Below are 15886 nucleotides of genomic sequence, written 5' to 3'. Positions count from 1 at the left end.
GCAATGACTTCGCAACGCCAGGTCGAGCCTGTGCGCAAATGCACTACCCGGCGGTTGAGTGACATCATACGGCTGACGCTCGTGACCGTCGTCGTCAAAAATGACGACCGTGTTGAACACGAACGGGGCCAACGGGTATGGTCTGGCGATAATGAAAGACGAGAGTCAGTTCACCGCAGTCAGCGGGCTGAATACCGCGGACCGACAGCAGCCGGTGCTGGCTTTGAAATGCCGGCCGCCGCTGCCGGGGGCGCACGAGGTCAGCCGCTCACAGCTGTGCGATGAGATCTTCGCGGCCGGCGGGGCGCGGATCGTCGTGATCCGTGCAGCGGCGGGGTTTGGCAAAACCACGGTGATGCGACAGGTTTACCAGCGCTGCGTGAGCAGTAACCTGCCGTGCGCCTGGCTCACACTCGACGCCGCCGACAACGACGTGGGCCGCTTTCTGGCGGCATTGGCCGTTGCTTTGGCTGCGGCGATTCCGGCACTCGACGTGGGCAGCATCGAATCGAGCGCGGACTCGGCGCTGGTCGAGCTCATCGAACACATCGGCTCGCATCGCCAGCCATTCCTGTTATTCCTCGATGAATTCGAATCGCTGGTCAACCCGGCGGCGCTCGGGCTGGTGCGACAGGTGATCGATCATTTGCCGCCCGGCGCGCAGATCGTGATCGGCTCGCGAAGCATTCCCGCGCTCGGACTGGGACGGTTGCGGGCCCAGGGCAAGCTGCTCGATATCGAGCCCGGTCAACTGCGCTTCTCCATCGATGAAGCCAGCGAGCTGCTGCGTCGTCAGAAACACTTGCCGTTGAGCGACGAGCAACTGGCGCGTCTGCATCAGCGCACCGAAGGCTGGCCGGCGGGCTTGTCGCTGGCCTCGCTGGCACTCGAGCGCGGCACTGGCGATCCTCGACTGATCGAGGACTTCTCGGGGTCGGATGCGGCCATCTCGGATTTTCTCGCGGAGGACGTGCTGGGCCGGCAACCCGAGGAGCTGCGCGGTTTTTTGCTGGAGACCAGCGTCCTGAGCGAATTCACTCCCGCGTTGTGCAACGAGGTGTGCGGACGCGACGACAGCCGGACGATGATCGAGCGGCTGGAGCGTGCCAATCTGTTCCTGATTCCGGTCGATCGCGAACGCGATATCTATCGTTATCACAGCCTGTTTGCCGAGTTTCTGCGGGGGCAGTTGGAGCGTGAGCAGCCGTCGCGCGCCCGTGCCATCCATCTGGCCGCATCGTATTGGTACGAGCGGCAGCAGCGTCCGGTGCGAGCCATCGAACATGCGCTGCAATCCGGAGATCTGGAACGCGCAGTGCCGCTGCTCGCGAAACATGCGGCTCAACTGCTGGCGGACGCGCGAATGCGGATGCTCGCGCGATGGTTCGGCAGCATTCCGCCGGCCGCGCTCGTCGCCTATCCGCAACTGCGGCTGATTCATGCATGGGTGTTGAGCTTCGTGCGCTCGCCCCGCGAAGCGCTGACGCTGCTGGACGATGTCGAGAAAAGCAACCCGAGCAGTGCGGAGTTCGCGGAGTATCTGCTTGGCCTGCGTCCTCTGTTGCTGTCTCTGATGGATCGTCCCGACGACGCATATGAGCGTGGCAAGCAGAATCTGCCGCTGTTGCCTCAGCATGCGGCCTTTTCCCGACACATGCTGCTGATTGCGCTCGCGACGGTCTCGATGATTCGCGGCAGTTTCGATGAATCGCAGGCTTACATCGAGGAGGCGCGTCGCACGCAGACCGCGGCGGTCGCCATGTTCAGCGTTGCAGTCACCGAATCGATCGAAGGGGCGATGGCGCTCATGCGCGGCCGCTTACGCGATGCCACCATACGCCTGCGAGCCGCACTCAATCCTGATACACGAGCACAGTCACGCAACGTGAAGGCCAACGCCATGGCCGGCATCCTGATGGCCGAAGCGCTCTACGAGGCCGGCGAGCTGGGGCAGGCGGAGCGGCTGCTCAACATCTATGCGCCGCTGATCAAAGATGGCGGGCTCGCCGATCAGATCATCAGCGGACATGTCCTGATGGCACGCATCGCCGGTATCGGCGGCGACCAGGAACGGCATTTTCAGTTGACCAAGGAGCTGGAGCATCTGGGTCATCGTCTGGAGCTGCCGCGCGCGGTGGCAAGCGCCAAGCTCGAGCGCGCCCGGTTCGCTTTGAGCGACAGGAATGTCGATGTTGCCGCGGCCGAGCTCAAAGCGGCCCAGGATGACCTGCTGTGGGCGCGGGTCTCGCGCTCCGCCATGGCGGGCAATGACGCTGATACGCTGGAGATCGGCGAGTTGCGATATCTGATTCGCAGTGGACGGGCTGAGAGTGCAATGGCCCGGCTCGATCAGGCGCTGGAACAGGCCGAATACCTGCAGCGGCGCCGGCGCGTGCTGAAGCTTCGTATTCTGCTCGCGGAGGCTGCGCAGGCGACGGGACAGAAGAAGCTCGCTCAGCTGCACATCGGCCAGGCATTGTCGCTCGCCGCACCGGAAGGCTTTCGCCGAACGTTTCTTGACGAAGGCCCGACCGTGTTGTCGGTGGTGGAGGAGTGGCTGCAGCGCTGTCGTGACTTGCCCGAAGGACGGGCACTTGCCGAGTTCGCCCAGGGACTGCTGGGCGGCGCTCCCGCGCAACCGGTCGTGCCGACGACGACCCCGGCGCCGAGCGAATTGCTCACACCCAAGGAGATCGAAGCCCTGCGGCTTGCGAACGAGGGCCTGTCGAATCGGGCGATCTCCGAGCGCCTGTTCATCTCCGAGTCCACGGTCCGCACCCACATGCGGAATATCAACACCAAGCTCGACGTGCACAGCCGGACGCAGGCCATCGCGGTGGCCCGCCGGCACGGCCTGATCTCATGAATCGTCATTTTTGACGACGAGATTCCGCGGCCGGTCCCGCAAACTCCTGCCTGACACCGCAGCTCGCGAATTGGCTCGCGCGCCGGAGGGTCGGTGGGAACACGATGAGTTCGCAGGATTCCGCAGCTTCTTCCTATAGCCGCACGCCATACCTGGTCGTGTATCAGGTGCCCCGAGGCGCTGCGAAAGAGGTCTATGGCTCGGTGGGTGAGCACGTCGCGTTGCAGGCTCAACTGCTGCGCGGCCCGGCGGAATCCAAGTCCGTCATCGTCGCCATGCATCCCATCGGTTCGCAGGCCTATCTGCCGATGTTCCCGGCGCTGGCGCGGGCCGGTCATCACGTGATCTGCTGCGCGAACCGTTACTCCAACGGCGATTTCGCGCTCCAGTTCGAAAACCTGCTGCTCGATCTCGCGGCCTGCATTCGCGATGCACGCGAGCGTCTGGGCTACGAGCAGATCGTGCTGGCGGGCTGGAGCGGTGGCGGCAGTTTGATGGCGGGCTATCAGGCCGAGGCGGAGCAGCGCCGGATCGTCAGGACCGCCGCGGATGAGTACACGCCGCTGGTGGATACTCAATTGCCCAAGGCCGATGCCTTGATGCTGCTCGCATCTCATCGCAGCCGACATCACCTGCTCACCGATTTTCTCGACGCGTCCATTCTCGATGAGCGCGATCCAGAGCGTCGCGACCGGCAGCTGGATCTGTACGATGCGCAGAATCCGCACCAGCCGCCCTATGATCGCGGCTTCCTGGAGAGCTACCGAGCCGCACAGCTCAAGCGCAATCGGAAAATCACCGCGTGGGTGCTCGAACAGTTGCAGGCATTGCGCCGACAGGGGCGCGAGCAGGACGAACGCGCGTTCGTCGTCCACGGCACGATGGCCGATCCGCGCTGGCTGGATATTTCCATCGATCCGAACGAGCGCAAGGCCGGCAGCTACATCGGCGATCCCCGCGTAGCCAACAATAGTCCCGCCGCGCTCGCGCGCTATTCCTCGCTGCGCAGCTGGTTGTCTCAATGGAGCTACGACCACGCGCAGGTGGACGCCGTCGACGCAGTCTCACGCATCACGACGCCCATCCTCGTCGTCGTCAACGGCGCCGACGATGCCTGCCCGACGACACACACCGATGCGATCTACGCCGCGATCCGCCACGACGGCAAGGAACGTCACATGATCGCGGGCGCCAATCATTACTTCAGCGGCCCCGGACAGAAAGCGAAGCTGGAGCAGACCGTTACCCTGGTCAACGGCTGGCTCGCAAAGCATCACCTCGGTTCCGGCGTCGACCGCTCGGGAGCACGCTCATGATTCATCACATCGCCATCGCGCCCAAGAACTTCAAAGTCTCGCATCACTTCTACACCGAGGTGATGGGCTTTCCGCTGGTGAAAGTGGTCAAGCGGCAGGCCATGGGCGGAGCGGCCGCCGGCTGGACCAAGCATGTGTTCTACGACACCGGCCGCGGCAGTCTGTTTGCGTTGTGGGATCTGCACCTGACCGAGCTGGAAGGCGTCGAATGGCAGTCGTCGTGGTCCTCGGGGCTCGGTCTGCCGACCTGGATCAATCACATCGCGTTCCAGGTCGATACGCCCGAGCAGCTCGAAGAAAAGAAACAGCGCTGGCTGAATCATGGCCTGCGCGTGAGCCAGGTGAAGCACGAGTTCATCACCTCGATCTATACGCTCGATCCGGACAAGAACATGGTGGAGTTCACCCTGCCGACGCTCGACCTGACGCCCGGTGACATTGCCGAGGCGCACCGCCTGGTCGGCGACGACACGCCTGCGACCATTCCGGAGTATCCGGCGGAAATGTTCGAGCCCGTCCAGCGCACGAAGTAGCCATCGAGCGCGATCATGTCGATGCTGTTGAGCGAAGAGCAGTTGATGGCGGCCGAAAGCGCGCGGGTGTTCTGCACCGAGCGCGCACCGGTGCGACAGCTGCGTCAGCTGCGCGACTCGGCGAGTCCCGACGGTTTCGATCGCGACACCTGGCGGGAGATGGTGCAGCTGGGCTGGGCGGCGATTCCCTGGTCGACTGAGCTGGGCGGGCTGGATTTCGGGTATCGCAGTCTTGGGGTGATCACCGAGGAGACGGGGCGGACGCTGATGGCGAGCCCACTGCACGCGACGGTGTGGATCGGCGGCACCGCATGTCATCTCGATACCAACGACGCGCGGCGTCGCGAATTGCTGCCCAGGCTCGCCAGCGGCGAGCTCCTCATGGCGTTGGCGTTGGAGGAGTCTCATCACCATCAGCCCTATGGCTCGAGCATGACGGCACGTCGAGACGGCGATGCCTATCGGCTCAATGGCTGCAAGACGTTCGTCATGGATGGGCATGTCGCGGACAAGCTCATCGTCGTGGCGAGGACGGCGGGCGCCGGCGGGGAGCGGCGGGGATTGACGTTGTTTCTGGTCGATCGAGCCGCGCGCGGAGTGTCAGTACGGCGCATGCATCTGATCGATTCACGTAACGCCGCGGAGGTTTTCTTCGAGAACGTTCTGGTGAGTGCCGACGACGTGCTCGGCGACATCGATGCAGGCGCCGATCTGCTCGATCGGATACTCGACGCGGGCCGCATCGGCCTTGCCGCCGAGATGCTCGGCAGCCTGCAGGAATGTTTCGACCGGACGATGACCTATCTGCGCGAGCGGCATCAGTTCGGTGTGCCTATCGGCTCGTTTCAGGCGCTGAAACATCGGGCCGCCAGGCTGTACTGCGACGTGGAGTTGTCGCGCTCTTGCGTGATGAACGCGCTCGCCGCGCTGGACGACCGGCGCCAGATCGATCGCATCGCTCCGCTCGCCAGCGCCGCCAAGGCCAAGGCGGGCGACACTTTTCGGCAGGTTGCCCTCGAGGCGATACAGATGTACGGCGGCAACGGCATGACCGATGAGTTCGATATCGGCCTGTTTCTGAAACGTGCCGCGGTCGCCGACGTGTTGCTGGGCGATGTGCGCTTTCATCGCGATCGCTATGGAACGTTGCACGGCCATTGATGGATTCGACCCGAACAGTGAGCAGACATTCGAGACCCGCCCGATGAGCACTACCGCGACCCTGAACACGCTGGTCGAGCGTTCGATGCGCCACCTGAGCGAGCGCACCACCGACCAATCCGAGGCAACCATGGAATTGCCGGTGTCGGATTACCTCGATGAGGCGATCTGGCGTCGGGAGATGGACGCCATCTTCATGCGTCGTCCGCTGGTGCTGGGCTACAGCGCCGAGCTCAAGGCACCGGGCGACTATCGCGCGCTCACGATTCGCAAAATTCCGTTGCTGCTGGTCCGAGGCAAGGATGGCGTGGCACGCGCATTTCTGAACGCATGCCGGCATCGAGGCACACAGTTGCTCACCGACGGTTGCGGGCATGCGATGAGGTTTGCCTGTCCCTATCACGCCTGGACCTACGACTCGCAAGGTGCGCTGGTCGGCGTCTACCTGGAGAAGCAATTTGGCGACCTGGACAAGCGCGAGCGCGGCCTGACTCAGCTCAGCTGCGTCGAACGCGCCGGAATCATCTGGGGCGTTCTCACGCCCGGCGTGCCGCTGGACATCGATGCGTGGCTGGGCACTTATGCGCCGGTGCTCGAATCGCTGCAGATCGCCGACTGGCACGTGGCCGAGCGGCGCTCGCTGCCAGGGCCGAACTGGAAGGTGGCCTTCGACGGGTACATGGAAGGCTACCACTTCAACGTATTGCATCGACCGTCGGTGGGCAAGGACACCAAGGGCACGATGCTCGGCGATCAGTTCGGCTTGCATCAGCGGCTGATCTTTGCGCGCGAAGGCCTGCGCGGACTCTCCGATCCTGAGGCGTTACCTGCGGTCGCCGACGCGGTGTTCCCCGTGCACATCATCTATCCGAACGTATCGATCGCTGGCGGTTACCAGGATCAGATGCTGATCTCGCAAGTGCTGCCGGGCGACACCATGGACACGTCGCTTACGCTGATGACCGTTCTGAGCCGCAAGCCGGTCGACAACGATGACAGGCAGCGCGAGCGCATGCGCAAGTATGCGGACTATATTCAGGCCGTCATTCGCGATGAGGACTATCTCGCGGCCGACCGCATTCAGGCCACGCTGCGTTCCGGTGCGAATGAGACGTTCCTGATCGGACGCAACGAATATCCGTTACAGCATTTCCACCGCTGCCTGAAACAGCATCGCGACGCGGATCTGCCGCGGGCCGAATGATCGATCTGGCGGGGCAGATGCGCAGTTGGTCGGTCCATGCCGTGGGAGAGCTGCCGCAAGCGATGCAATTGATCGCCGCGCCGACACCGGTTGTCACGGCGGGCCAGTTGCTCGTGAGGGTCCGTGCCTGCGGTATCAACTTCGCCGATGTGCTGTTGTGCCGGGGTGGCTATCAATGGCGCGCGTCGCTGCCGTTCACACCGGGGTTGGAGGTCTGCGGTCAGGTCATCGATGCGGCAGCGGGCTTCGAGTCATTCATCGATACGAGGATTGCCGGACCGACGGCGCTGCCGAGCGGCGGGCTCGCGGAGTTCTGTCTGGTGCCGGCATCGCAGATTCATCGCGTGCCTGCGGGCATGACGGATGCGGAGGCTGCAGCGCTCACCATCAGTTACGAGACCGCTTGGTTCGCGTTGTTCGATCGGGCCCAGGCCCAGGCCGGTGAAAGCGTACTGATTCACGCCGGTGCCGGTGCACTGGGTGCGGCTGCGATCCAGCTGGCACGTGCCGCTGGACTCAAAACATTTGTCACGGCCGGCGGCCCGGAGAAAGTGCGCGTGTGTCGGGAGCTCGGCGCCGATCTCGCGATCGACTATCTCCACGACAGCTTCGTGGATGCGATCAAGCAGGCGACCGACGGACGCGGCGTGGACATCGTGCTCGACTCGGTGGGTGGTCAGGTGTTCGGCGATTCCGTACGTGTCATCGCCAATCGAGGCCGCGTCGTCGTGCTCGGTTTCAGCAGCGGTGAGATTCCGTCGCTGGCGGTGAACCGGCTGCTGTTGAAGAACTGCTCGGTCATGGGCATGCAGGTCGATTGGTTTCGCACTAACGATCGGGCGACGGCCGAGCGATGTCGTGAACATCTGGCGACATTGCTTGCGAGCGGTGCGCTCAAGCCGAGAGTCGGGCGCGAGTTCGATTTCGAGTCCGCACCGCAAGCACTGATCGCCACGGCCCGTCGAGCCACGATCGGCAAGTCAGTCGTCGTCCTCAGCGAGCGTTGAATCATGAGTCCCCACGAAGTCGATGCGCTGGCTGAACGACTGTTCTCCGCTATCGCCGCCGGCGATACGGACGCGGTCGCCGCCTGCTACCACCCGGAAGTCCAGATCTGGCACAACTATTCCGGGCGCGTTCAAGGACGGGACGAGAACCTGAAGATGTTGCGGTGGTTGAATCGCACCGTCACCGGGTTCGAGTACGACGCCGTCGAGCGCACGTGTTTCGAGGGGGGGTTCGTGCAGCGGCATGTGCTGCGTGGAACCGTGGCGGATCAGACCATCGAGGCGCCGACCTGCATGGTGGGGCAGGTGCGCGACGGCAAGGTTTTCAGGCTGCACGAATACATGGATAGTGCTCATATCGCGCCGCTGTTGCGGCGCTAGGAGAAGTGCCGCATGACCCCCACTGACTCAGCCACGCCACTGCCATTGCAGGGAGTCAAAGTTCTCGAGCTGGGATCGCTGATCGCCGGTCCTTACGCCGCCGCACTGTTCGCGCAGTTCGGTGCAGACGTGATCAAGGTCGAGCCGCCGGGGCAGGGCGATCCGCTGCGCAAATGGCGCAAGTTGCATCAGGGCACGTCGCTGTGGTGGTACGTGCAGAGTCGGAACAAGAAGTCGGTGGTGCTCGATCTGAAGAGCGACCAGGGCCGGGGCATCGTGCGCCGGCTGGCCGCCGAGGCGGACATCCTGGTGGAGAACTTCCGGCCCGGTACGCTGGAGAAATGGGGGCTCGGCTGGGACACGCTGTCGGCCGACAATCCGGGGCTGATCATGGTTCGTATCTCGGGCTATGGTCAGACCGGCCCGCGCCGGGATTTGCCGGGCTTCGCCGCGATTGCCGAGGCCATGGGTGGGCTGCGGTTCGTCACGGGATTTCCGGATCGGCCGCCGGTGCGCTCGGGCGTGAGCATCGGTGACACGCTGGCCTCCATGTACGGGGCGCTCGGTGCGCTGATGGCGCTTCACCATCGCAAGAACAATGGCGGCAAGGGACAGGTCGTCGATGTCGCGCTGTATGAAGCGGTGTTCGGCGTGATGGAAAGTCTGCTGCCCGAGTTCTCGGCGCAGGGCTTCGTACGGCAGCGATCCGGTGCGAGTCTGCCGGGCATTTCACCCTCCAATACCTATGAGTGCCGCGACGGACAGCATGTCGTGATCGCTGGCAACGGCGATGCATTGTTTCGACGTCTCATGCAAGCCATCGGTCGTGACGATCTCGCGACCGATGCGGCGCTCGCCCACAACGATGGACGCGTCAGGCGCAATGACGAGCTGGACGCGGCCATCGGCGCGTGGACGGCGCGATACGACATCGACGAGGTGGTGCGGATTCTGGAACGTGCCGAGGTCCCGGTAGGAAAGATCTATTCAGCGGCCGACATCGCGGCTGACGAGCACTATCAGGCACGCGGCATGCTCGAGGAGCACGTATTGGCGGATGGGCAGCGTGTGATGCTTCCCGGCATCGTTCCCAAGCTCAGTGCAACGCCCGGTCGAACCCGCTGGCTGGGGCCCACGCTCGGCGAGCATACCGCCGAGGTGCTGACTGATTTGGAGGAGAAGTCGAAGTGAGCAATGCAGCTGGGTCGCGCGTTTTCATCCAGGAGGTGGCGGTCCGCGACGGCTTCCAGATCGAGCAGCGCTTCGTGCCCACCGAGGAGAAGATCGCGTTGATCGATCGGCTCAGCCGATGCGGTCTGAGCAAGATCGAGGTCACCTCGTTCTCCTCACCCAAAGCCATCCCGATGCTGGCGGATGCCGAAGCAGTGATGCGAGGCATCGAGCGAGTCGAGGGCGTCGAATACGCCGCGCTGGTGCCGAATCTGCGCGGCTGCGAGCGCGCACTGTCGTGCAACGTCGATGAGATCAATCTGGTGATGTCCGCGAGTGAAAGTCACAACCGCGCCAATCTGGCGATGGGCTGTGATGATTCACTCGGACAGTTCGCCAGGATCGTCCCCCTCGCACGGGCGCACGCCGCGGTCAATGCGTCACTGTCGACAGCCTTCGGCTGCCCGTTCGAAGGCATCGTTCCAAAGCGGCGAGTCCTCGAGCTGGTGGCGCGCTTCGTCGACATGGGGATCGCACGGGTGAGTCTGTGCGATACCACGGGGATGGCGAATCCGGCGCAAGTCGAAGATATCTTCGGCGCCGTCCTGCGGCAGTGGCCGGAGTTGCAGGTCACGGCGCACTTTCACAACACCCGCGGCATGGGACTGGCGAATGCAGCCGCTGCCTTGCGCGTGGGCGTGAATTACTTCGATGCGTCGCTCGGCGGCCTGGGCGGATGTCCGTTTGCTCCCGGCGCGACGGGGAACGTTTGCACGGAAGATCTGGTGCACATGTTCGACAGCATGGGATGGAATACCGGGGTCGATCTCATCAGGTTGCTCGGTGTGGCGGCGGGCTTGCCGGCGCTCGTCGGGCATGACATTCCTGGCCAGGTGCTGAAGGCAGGGCCTTGGACCCGCCGCTATCCGTTGCCGGCCAACGTTTGCACTGGCACGCCGGCATGACCGCGAAGACGCTGTTCGAAAAGCTGTGGCGTCGACATGTGGTCGAGGAGACCGCATGAGCGAGCTCGAATCGTTCAGAGCCGAAGTGCGTGCATGGCTGGAATGCAACTGTCCCATGTCGATGCGTACGCCGCTGACGGCGGAACAGGTGGTGTGGGGCGGTCGTCACGAAAGCTTTATCAATCCAGAGGCGAGGCTCTGGCTCGAACGCATGGTGGAGCGGGGCTGGACCGTGCCGCGATGGCCGAAGCAGTATGGCGGTGCCGGCCTCGATGCGGCCCACGAGCAGGTGCTGCGCGAAGAGTTGGATCGCATCGATGCTCGTCCGCCGCTCATCGCGTTTCCATTATGGATGCTCGGGCCGGCATTGCTGGAGTTCGCCAACGAGGAGCAGAAACGATTTCATCTGCCGCGCATCGCACGCGGCGAGATCCGCTGGTGCCAGGGCTATTCCGAACCGGGAGCGGGCTCTGATCTCGCCGCCGTGCAGACGCGCGCGGAGGATCGCGGAGATCACTATCTGGTGAATGGCAGCAAGATCTGGACGTCGTATGCCGACAAGTCCGATTGGATGTTCTGTCTGGTGCGTACCGATCCGTCCGTACGCAAGCAGGAAGGCATTGGATTTTTGTTGATCGATATGCAGTCGCCCGGCATCAGTGTCGCGCCGATCCGTCTGATCAGCGGTGCCTCGCCGTTCTGCCAGGTGTTCCTGGCCGACGTGAAAGTGCCGAAGCATCAGCTGGTCGGTCGGCCGAACCAGGGCTGGAGCATTGCCAAACGGCTGCTCGAATACGAGCGCAAATGGTTCTCCGAGCTCGATCAGAGCCGCATCGGCCACATCGTCGGTGTCGGTGGAGCGAGCGTCGCGTTGCCGGCGCTTGCCAAAGAGTATCTCGGCGAAACGGCAGGCCGAATCGCTGATGAGGCCATTCGCGCCGAGCTCATCGCGCATGACATCGATGAGATGGCTCTGCAGGCGACGCTGCTGAGGATCGATGAGCGGGCCCGGGCGAGCGGCGTGGACGACGGCAGCATGGCCTCGGTATTCAAGTATTACGGCGCCAGGCTCTACAAGGAGCGCCATGAGCTGATGATGAAAATCATGGGCACGCGTGCGCTCGGCTGGCAAGACGAACCTTTCACGGCCACCGAACTGGACATCACGCGGCACTGGTTGCGATCGAAGGGCAACTCCATCGAGGGCGGCACCAGCGAGATCCAGCTCAACATCATTGCCAAGCGGTTGCTCGAACTTCCGGACTAGCCGCCGACATCCCATTGCAGATCGCATTACAAGGCAGGCAGATGAACGCCAGTTTCAAGTATCTGAGTTTGAGTATCGAGTCGGGTGTATTGAGCGTCGCGATGCATCGTCCGCCGGTCAACGGCGTGGATCGTGACATGTACATCGAGCTGGCTGAGCTGTTTACTCATCCCGACCGCGCGGGTGGAGACCTGCGGGCGATCGTGTTGTCCGGTGTGGGACCACATTTCTGTGCGGGCAACGACCTGGATGAATTCGCTTCGATGACGCCGGCGAATGGCACGGAACGGATGTGGCGAGTGCGCGAGGCCTTCTTCGCGATTCAGGAATGTCCGCTGCCCGTGATCGCCGCCGTCCACGGCGCCGCGCTCGGGACAGGCCTGGCCATCGCCGCGTCCTGCGATTTCATCGTTGCCACCAAAGATGCGCGCTTCGCGTTGCCGGAGCTGACTGTTGGTGTCATGGGCGGAGCGAGGCACCTGGCGCGGATCGCCCCGCAGCCTCTCGTGCGTCGAATGTTCTTCACGGGGGAGCACATTCTGGCAGCAGATTTCGCCGCCGCGGGCGCATCGCTCACGGTGTGCGAAGGCAGCGAGCTGCATGCCACGGCGCATCGATTCGCTCAACGGATTGCCACACTGAGCCCGACCGCCGTTCGCCTCGGCAAACAAATCCTGAATCGCATCGAGTGGATGGATTTGCGCGCCGGCTACGAGTTCGAGCAGGGATACACCGTCAGGATGAGCGGGCACCCCGATTCGAAAGAGGCTCTGACGGCTTTCCGTGAACGCCGTGAGCCGCGCTATGCCGAGCGCGCGGTATCGTGGAAGATTGAGGTCTGAGCGGGAACGGGATTCAAAGGGAAGAAGCCAGTCGAATGACCGGCTTCTTCGTCCGACCCTCGCTACCGGATCAGTTCTTCCTGGGTTGCGTTCGCTGTTTCTGCACCTCGGCGGCTTTCACACCGGAAGTCACGTGCTGAGTCTCCTCCGGCGGCGGCAGCACAGCATCCAATCCGAGGGATTCCAGCCAGAGCTCACGACACCATCCCTTTGAATGGTAGAGGTGCTCGTCTTCCTCGTCTTCGATCTCTTCGTAGGCCTTTGCCAGCGCCGCACGCTGCGTGCCCGTCACTTGATCGAGGCAGCGACCGATCAATTCCCAATCCAGATGATCCTTGGTCTCGGCGTTGACGACGCACTCGCAGGCCACCAATTGGGCCGCTTCGCGTGGCGCCGACGTGAGCGCCATTTGCATGGCCTGGACCAGTGAGGCACCGAGATAGCGTACAACCTGGCGGCCGGGCGTCTCGGTGTACAGATCGATCTCGAGCGCGGTCAGCACATCGCCGAGCACGCGCACGTGCTTGCGAGTCTGCTCCAGATATTCCGACCATTCGCGGCCGAGATCCTGATTCACGACACACTTCAACGCGGTCTCATAGACCAGGACACCGCCTTTCTCGTGCTCGTAGGCTTGTAACAAAAGCTCTGTCAGTTGCGACTTTTCCATGCGGGTCTCCATGATTAAACGACAGGCGGGTCGGTTTGACGCTCGAAGTGCCGATGCTTGCCGAGGGCGGCGGCAAAGGCCGCCACGGCTGCATCGACCTGCGTCGTCTCGAAATGCAGAATGCCGGGATCGGGTTCGCCCGACGGCAACGTCTCGGGAATCTGAGCCTGGACCAGCAATTCAGCGCCTTTGCCCAGCGCCAGAATCGGTTTGCAGTGGCGATACTGGTCCTTGACGAATTCCAGCGCATGTCCCGATCGACCGAGGGCCTCGATGGCGGCGGCGCCGTCGGGAATGATCAGCCCGTCGAACAGCACGGCTGGCATTGCCTCCAGCGTCACTTCAACGTCGACGTTTGTTTCGTCGGCGCCGGTGATTGTCCCGAGGCGCACGCCGATGAGTCGGGGCACGGCCCCAGCGCCGCCCAGCGTGGTATGCAGCGCTACGATCGATGGCGTGTGAGCGCCATCGGCCACCAGGACGGCGATGCGCCGTGTCTTGATGCTGCCATCACCCGGCCGCGCCAATAGAGACAGTGGCGTGGATACCTTCACCTCGGGTTTTGCAATTTTTGGAACCACCATGGGCATCGGTGTCGGAACTTCGATGCCGAGCCCGGTCGCGACGCCCTCGGCAAGCTCGGTCGCGACGTTGGCGAGCATCGAGACCACGCGCTCGCGAATGGAAGGGGTCTGCACGCGCGTCAGCTCGAAGCGGAATGCTCGAATGATGTGCGACTTTTCCACCGGCGACTGACTGTTCCAGAACAACGTTGCCTGCGTGTAGTGCTCGGCGAATTTCTCGGGCTTGCCTCGAACCTTGTCTTCCTGCACAGGCTGAGGAAAGGAGACGAAGCCACGCGCGCCGGCTTGGAACGGACAGCCCCCACCCAACGAATTCGGCTCATAGGCGACCCGACCGCGGGGAATCGCCTGACGATGCATGCCATCACGCTGATTGTTGTGAATCTGCGCAACCGGCGCATTGATTGGAATCTCGTGGAAGTTCGGGCCGCCCAGGCGGGTGATCTGCGTGTCCACGTACGAATGGATGCGTCCGGCCAGCAGCGGGTCGTTGGAGAAATCGATGCCCGGCACGATGTGCGCGGTACAAAACGCGACCTGCTCGGTCTCAGCGAAGAAATTGTCTGGATTCCGGTTGAGCACCATGCGGCCCACCGGCAGCAACGGCACCAGTTCCTCGGGGATGAGCTTGGTGGCATCGAGCACGTCGAAGCTGAACTTTTCCGCCTGCTTCTCGGTGAACAACTGCACGCCCAGCTCATATTCCGGGTAGGCGCCGGCCTCGATGGCTTCCCACAGGTCGCGACGATGAAAGTCGGGGTCGGCACCGCTGATCTTCACCGCCTCGTCCCAATCGAGCGAATGTGTGCCCGCGACCGGGCTCCAATGGAACTTGACGAACGTGGCTTCGCCGTCGGCATTGACGAAGCGGAAGGTGTGTACGCCGAAGCCTTGCATCATTCGATAGCTTCGGGGGATCGCACGGTCGGACATGACCCACATCTGCATGTGGATGGATTCGGGCATCAACGAGACGAAGTCCCAGAACGTGTCGTGCGCGCTCGCCGCCTGCGGCATGGCGTGGTGGGGCTCGGGCTTCACCGCGTGGATGACGTCGGGAAATTTCATCGCATCCTGGATGAAGAAGACCGGGATGTTGTTGCCCACCAGATCCCAGTTGCCTTCATCGGTGTAAAACTTGACCGCGAAGCCACGCACATCGCGGGCCGTATCCGTGGAGCCGCGCTCGCCGGCGACGGTCGAGAAGCGAACGAAAACCGGCGTGCGCTTGCCTCTTTCGGCAAAGATCGAGGCGCGGGTGTAGCGGGTGAGCGGCTCGTAACACTCGAAATAGCCGTGGGCGCCTGAGCCGCGGGCATGCACGACCCGCTCGGGGATTCGCTCGTGGTCGAAGTGAGTAAGCTTTTCGCGGAGGATGAAATCTTCCAGCAGCGAAGGCCCGCGCAGCCCCGCTTTGAGGGTGTTCTGGTTGTCGGCGACCAGCACGCCTTGATTCGTCGTGAGTGCCTGGCCGCTCGAGTCGACACGCACTCGGTCGAGCGGGCCATTGGTCGGATTGCTGCCCGGTGCTGGTGTGCCATTGCCAAGTTTTGCGGAGGCGCTCGCCTCGGTGAGCGTGCTCGCAAGGACGCCTTCGAAGCTGGGCGTCTGCGTCTGCCCCGCGGGTGGATTCGTCGCTTCCTCGGGATCGAATTCGGCCGACTTGGCGCGGTTGTAGGGAAAGGCTGCCGCCAGCTCCGCCGTCGCCGCGGCCTTCTTCGCCAGCACGTCGTTCTCCATCGCGCGGGCAGTGGCCGGTTGCAACGAGGGGCCACTGACGGTGGCGCGAGAGGAAGACTTGACCGGATTGGGCGCGGCCTTCTTTTGCTTGGTCGGTGGCGTCGACGGGGTCGATCGCACCGATGACTTGGATGATCGCGTCGCTGTGGGCTTGCGCTTCGGCATGAAACACCTGGGATG

13 protein-coding genes are annotated in these 15886 nt (G+C 63.2%); 11 read left to right on the top strand and 2 right to left on the bottom strand.

Annotated features, from left to right (window positions below):
- Positions 1-151: 151 nt before the first annotated feature.
- From EKO19_RS35595 to EKO19_RS35545, 11 genes are all read left to right on the top strand, one after another.
- Positions 152-2866: a LuxR C-terminal-related transcriptional regulator gene (locus EKO19_RS35595; RefSeq protein ID WP_129782183.1), complete on the top strand. Its 2715-nt coding sequence runs from the start codon at positions 152-154 to the stop codon at positions 2864-2866.
- A gap of 104 nt (positions 2867-2970) precedes the next feature.
- Positions 2971-4182: an alpha/beta hydrolase family protein gene (locus EKO19_RS35590; RefSeq protein ID WP_129782182.1), complete on the top strand. Its 1212-nt coding sequence runs from the start codon at positions 2971-2973 to the stop codon at positions 4180-4182.
- Positions 4179-4715: a VOC family protein gene (locus EKO19_RS35585; protein WP_217705811.1), complete on the top strand. Its 537-nt coding sequence runs from the start codon at positions 4179-4181 to the stop codon at positions 4713-4715. Before EKO19_RS35590 ends, EKO19_RS35585 begins: the two co-directional genes overlap by 4 nt.
- Positions 4716-4730: 15 nt before the next feature.
- Positions 4731-5876, top strand: coding sequence for an acyl-CoA dehydrogenase family protein (locus EKO19_RS35580; protein WP_129782181.1), 1146 nt, complete (start codon positions 4731-4733; stop codon positions 5874-5876).
- A 43-nt stretch (positions 5877-5919) separates the two neighbouring features.
- Positions 5920-7080, top strand: coding sequence for an aromatic ring-hydroxylating oxygenase subunit alpha (locus EKO19_RS35575; RefSeq protein WP_175597315.1), 1161 nt, complete (start codon positions 5920-5922; stop codon positions 7078-7080).
- Positions 7077-8087 carry an NADPH:quinone oxidoreductase family protein gene (locus EKO19_RS35570; RefSeq protein WP_129782179.1) on the top strand — a complete coding sequence of 337 codons (1011 nt, stop codon included), beginning with the start codon at positions 7077-7079 and terminating at the stop codon, positions 8085-8087. Before EKO19_RS35575 ends, EKO19_RS35570 begins: the two co-directional genes overlap by 4 nt.
- Before the next feature lie 3 nt (positions 8088-8090).
- Positions 8091-8468, top strand: a complete 378-nt coding sequence (locus tag EKO19_RS35565; protein ID WP_129782178.1) for a nuclear transport factor 2 family protein — start codon at positions 8091-8093, stop codon at positions 8466-8468.
- A gap of 12 nt (positions 8469-8480) precedes the next feature.
- A complete protein-coding gene (locus tag EKO19_RS35560) occupies positions 8481-9659 on the top strand; it encodes a CaiB/BaiF CoA transferase family protein (RefSeq protein ID WP_129782177.1) in 1179 nt (392 codons plus the stop codon).
- Positions 9656-10603: a hydroxymethylglutaryl-CoA lyase gene (locus tag EKO19_RS35555; RefSeq protein WP_129782176.1), complete on the top strand. Its 948-nt coding sequence runs from the start codon at positions 9656-9658 to the stop codon at positions 10601-10603. Before EKO19_RS35560 ends, EKO19_RS35555 begins: the two co-directional genes overlap by 4 nt.
- Before the next feature lie 55 nt (positions 10604-10658).
- Complete coding sequence (locus EKO19_RS35550; protein ID WP_129782175.1) at positions 10659-11870, top strand: acyl-CoA dehydrogenase family protein; 1212 nt, start codon at positions 10659-10661, stop codon at positions 11868-11870.
- 41 nt (positions 11871-11911) lie between these two features.
- Positions 11912-12712 carry an enoyl-CoA hydratase-related protein gene (locus EKO19_RS35545; RefSeq protein WP_129782174.1) on the top strand — a complete coding sequence of 267 codons (801 nt, stop codon included), beginning with the start codon at positions 11912-11914 and terminating at the stop codon, positions 12710-12712.
- Positions 12713-12782: 70 nt separating this feature from the next.
- Here the strand turns inward: EKO19_RS35545 and EKO19_RS35540 are convergent, their stop codons facing one another.
- Together EKO19_RS35540 and EKO19_RS39630 are read right to left on the bottom strand one after the other, a co-directional pair.
- Positions 12783-13382: a hypothetical protein gene (locus tag EKO19_RS35540; RefSeq protein WP_217705810.1), complete on the bottom strand. Its 600-nt coding sequence runs from the start codon at positions 13380-13382 to the stop codon at positions 12783-12785.
- Between the two features lie 14 nt (positions 13383-13396).
- Entirely contained in the window at positions 13397-15871 is a 2475-nt protein-coding gene (locus EKO19_RS39630) for a catalase (protein ID WP_129782172.1), read from the bottom strand.
- Positions 15872-15886 lie beyond the last annotated feature (15 nt).

Source organism: Peristeroidobacter soli (genome assembly GCF_004138485.1).
GTDB classification, from domain to species: Bacteria; Pseudomonadota; Gammaproteobacteria; order Steroidobacterales; family Steroidobacteraceae; genus Steroidobacter; species Steroidobacter soli.
The sequence above is the reverse complement of the archived record's forward strand: the minus strand, read 5'-3'. Positions and strand labels throughout refer to the sequence as shown.

What these genes read in the sequence shown, in the direction of transcription:
- EKO19_RS35570 (WP_129782179.1), top strand. Translation starts at nt 7,077, where the DNA reads ATGATCGATCTGGCGGGGCAGATGCGCAGTTGGTCGGTCCATGCCGTG.
- EKO19_RS35585 (WP_217705811.1), top strand. Translation starts at nt 4,179, where the DNA reads ATGATTCATCACATCGCCATCGCGCCCAAGAACTTCAAAGTCTCGCAT.
- EKO19_RS35590 (WP_129782182.1), top strand. Translation starts at nt 2,971, where the DNA reads ATGAGTTCGCAGGATTCCGCAGCTTCTTCCTATAGCCGCACGCCATAC.
- EKO19_RS35575 (WP_175597315.1), top strand. Translation starts at nt 5,920, where the DNA reads ATGAGCACTACCGCGACCCTGAACACGCTGGTCGAGCGTTCGATGCGC.
- EKO19_RS35540 (WP_217705810.1), bottom strand. Translation starts at nt 13,382, where the DNA reads ATGGAAAAGTCGCAACTGACAGAGCTTTTGTTACAAGCCTACGAGCAC.
- EKO19_RS35560 (WP_129782177.1), top strand. Translation starts at nt 8,481, where the DNA reads ATGACCCCCACTGACTCAGCCACGCCACTGCCATTGCAGGGAGTCAAA.
- EKO19_RS35595 (WP_129782183.1), top strand. Translation starts at nt 152, where the DNA reads ATGAAAGACGAGAGTCAGTTCACCGCAGTCAGCGGGCTGAATACCGCG.
- EKO19_RS35550 (WP_129782175.1), top strand. Translation starts at nt 10,659, where the DNA reads ATGAGCGAGCTCGAATCGTTCAGAGCCGAAGTGCGTGCATGGCTGGAA.
- EKO19_RS35545 (WP_129782174.1), top strand. Translation starts at nt 11,912, where the DNA reads ATGAACGCCAGTTTCAAGTATCTGAGTTTGAGTATCGAGTCGGGTGTA.
- EKO19_RS39630 (WP_129782172.1), bottom strand. Translation starts at nt 15,871, where the DNA reads ATGCCGAAGCGCAAGCCCACAGCGACGCGATCATCCAAGTCATCGGTG.
- EKO19_RS35580 (WP_129782181.1), top strand. Translation starts at nt 4,731, where the DNA reads ATGTCGATGCTGTTGAGCGAAGAGCAGTTGATGGCGGCCGAAAGCGCG.
- EKO19_RS35565 (WP_129782178.1), top strand. Translation starts at nt 8,091, where the DNA reads ATGAGTCCCCACGAAGTCGATGCGCTGGCTGAACGACTGTTCTCCGCT.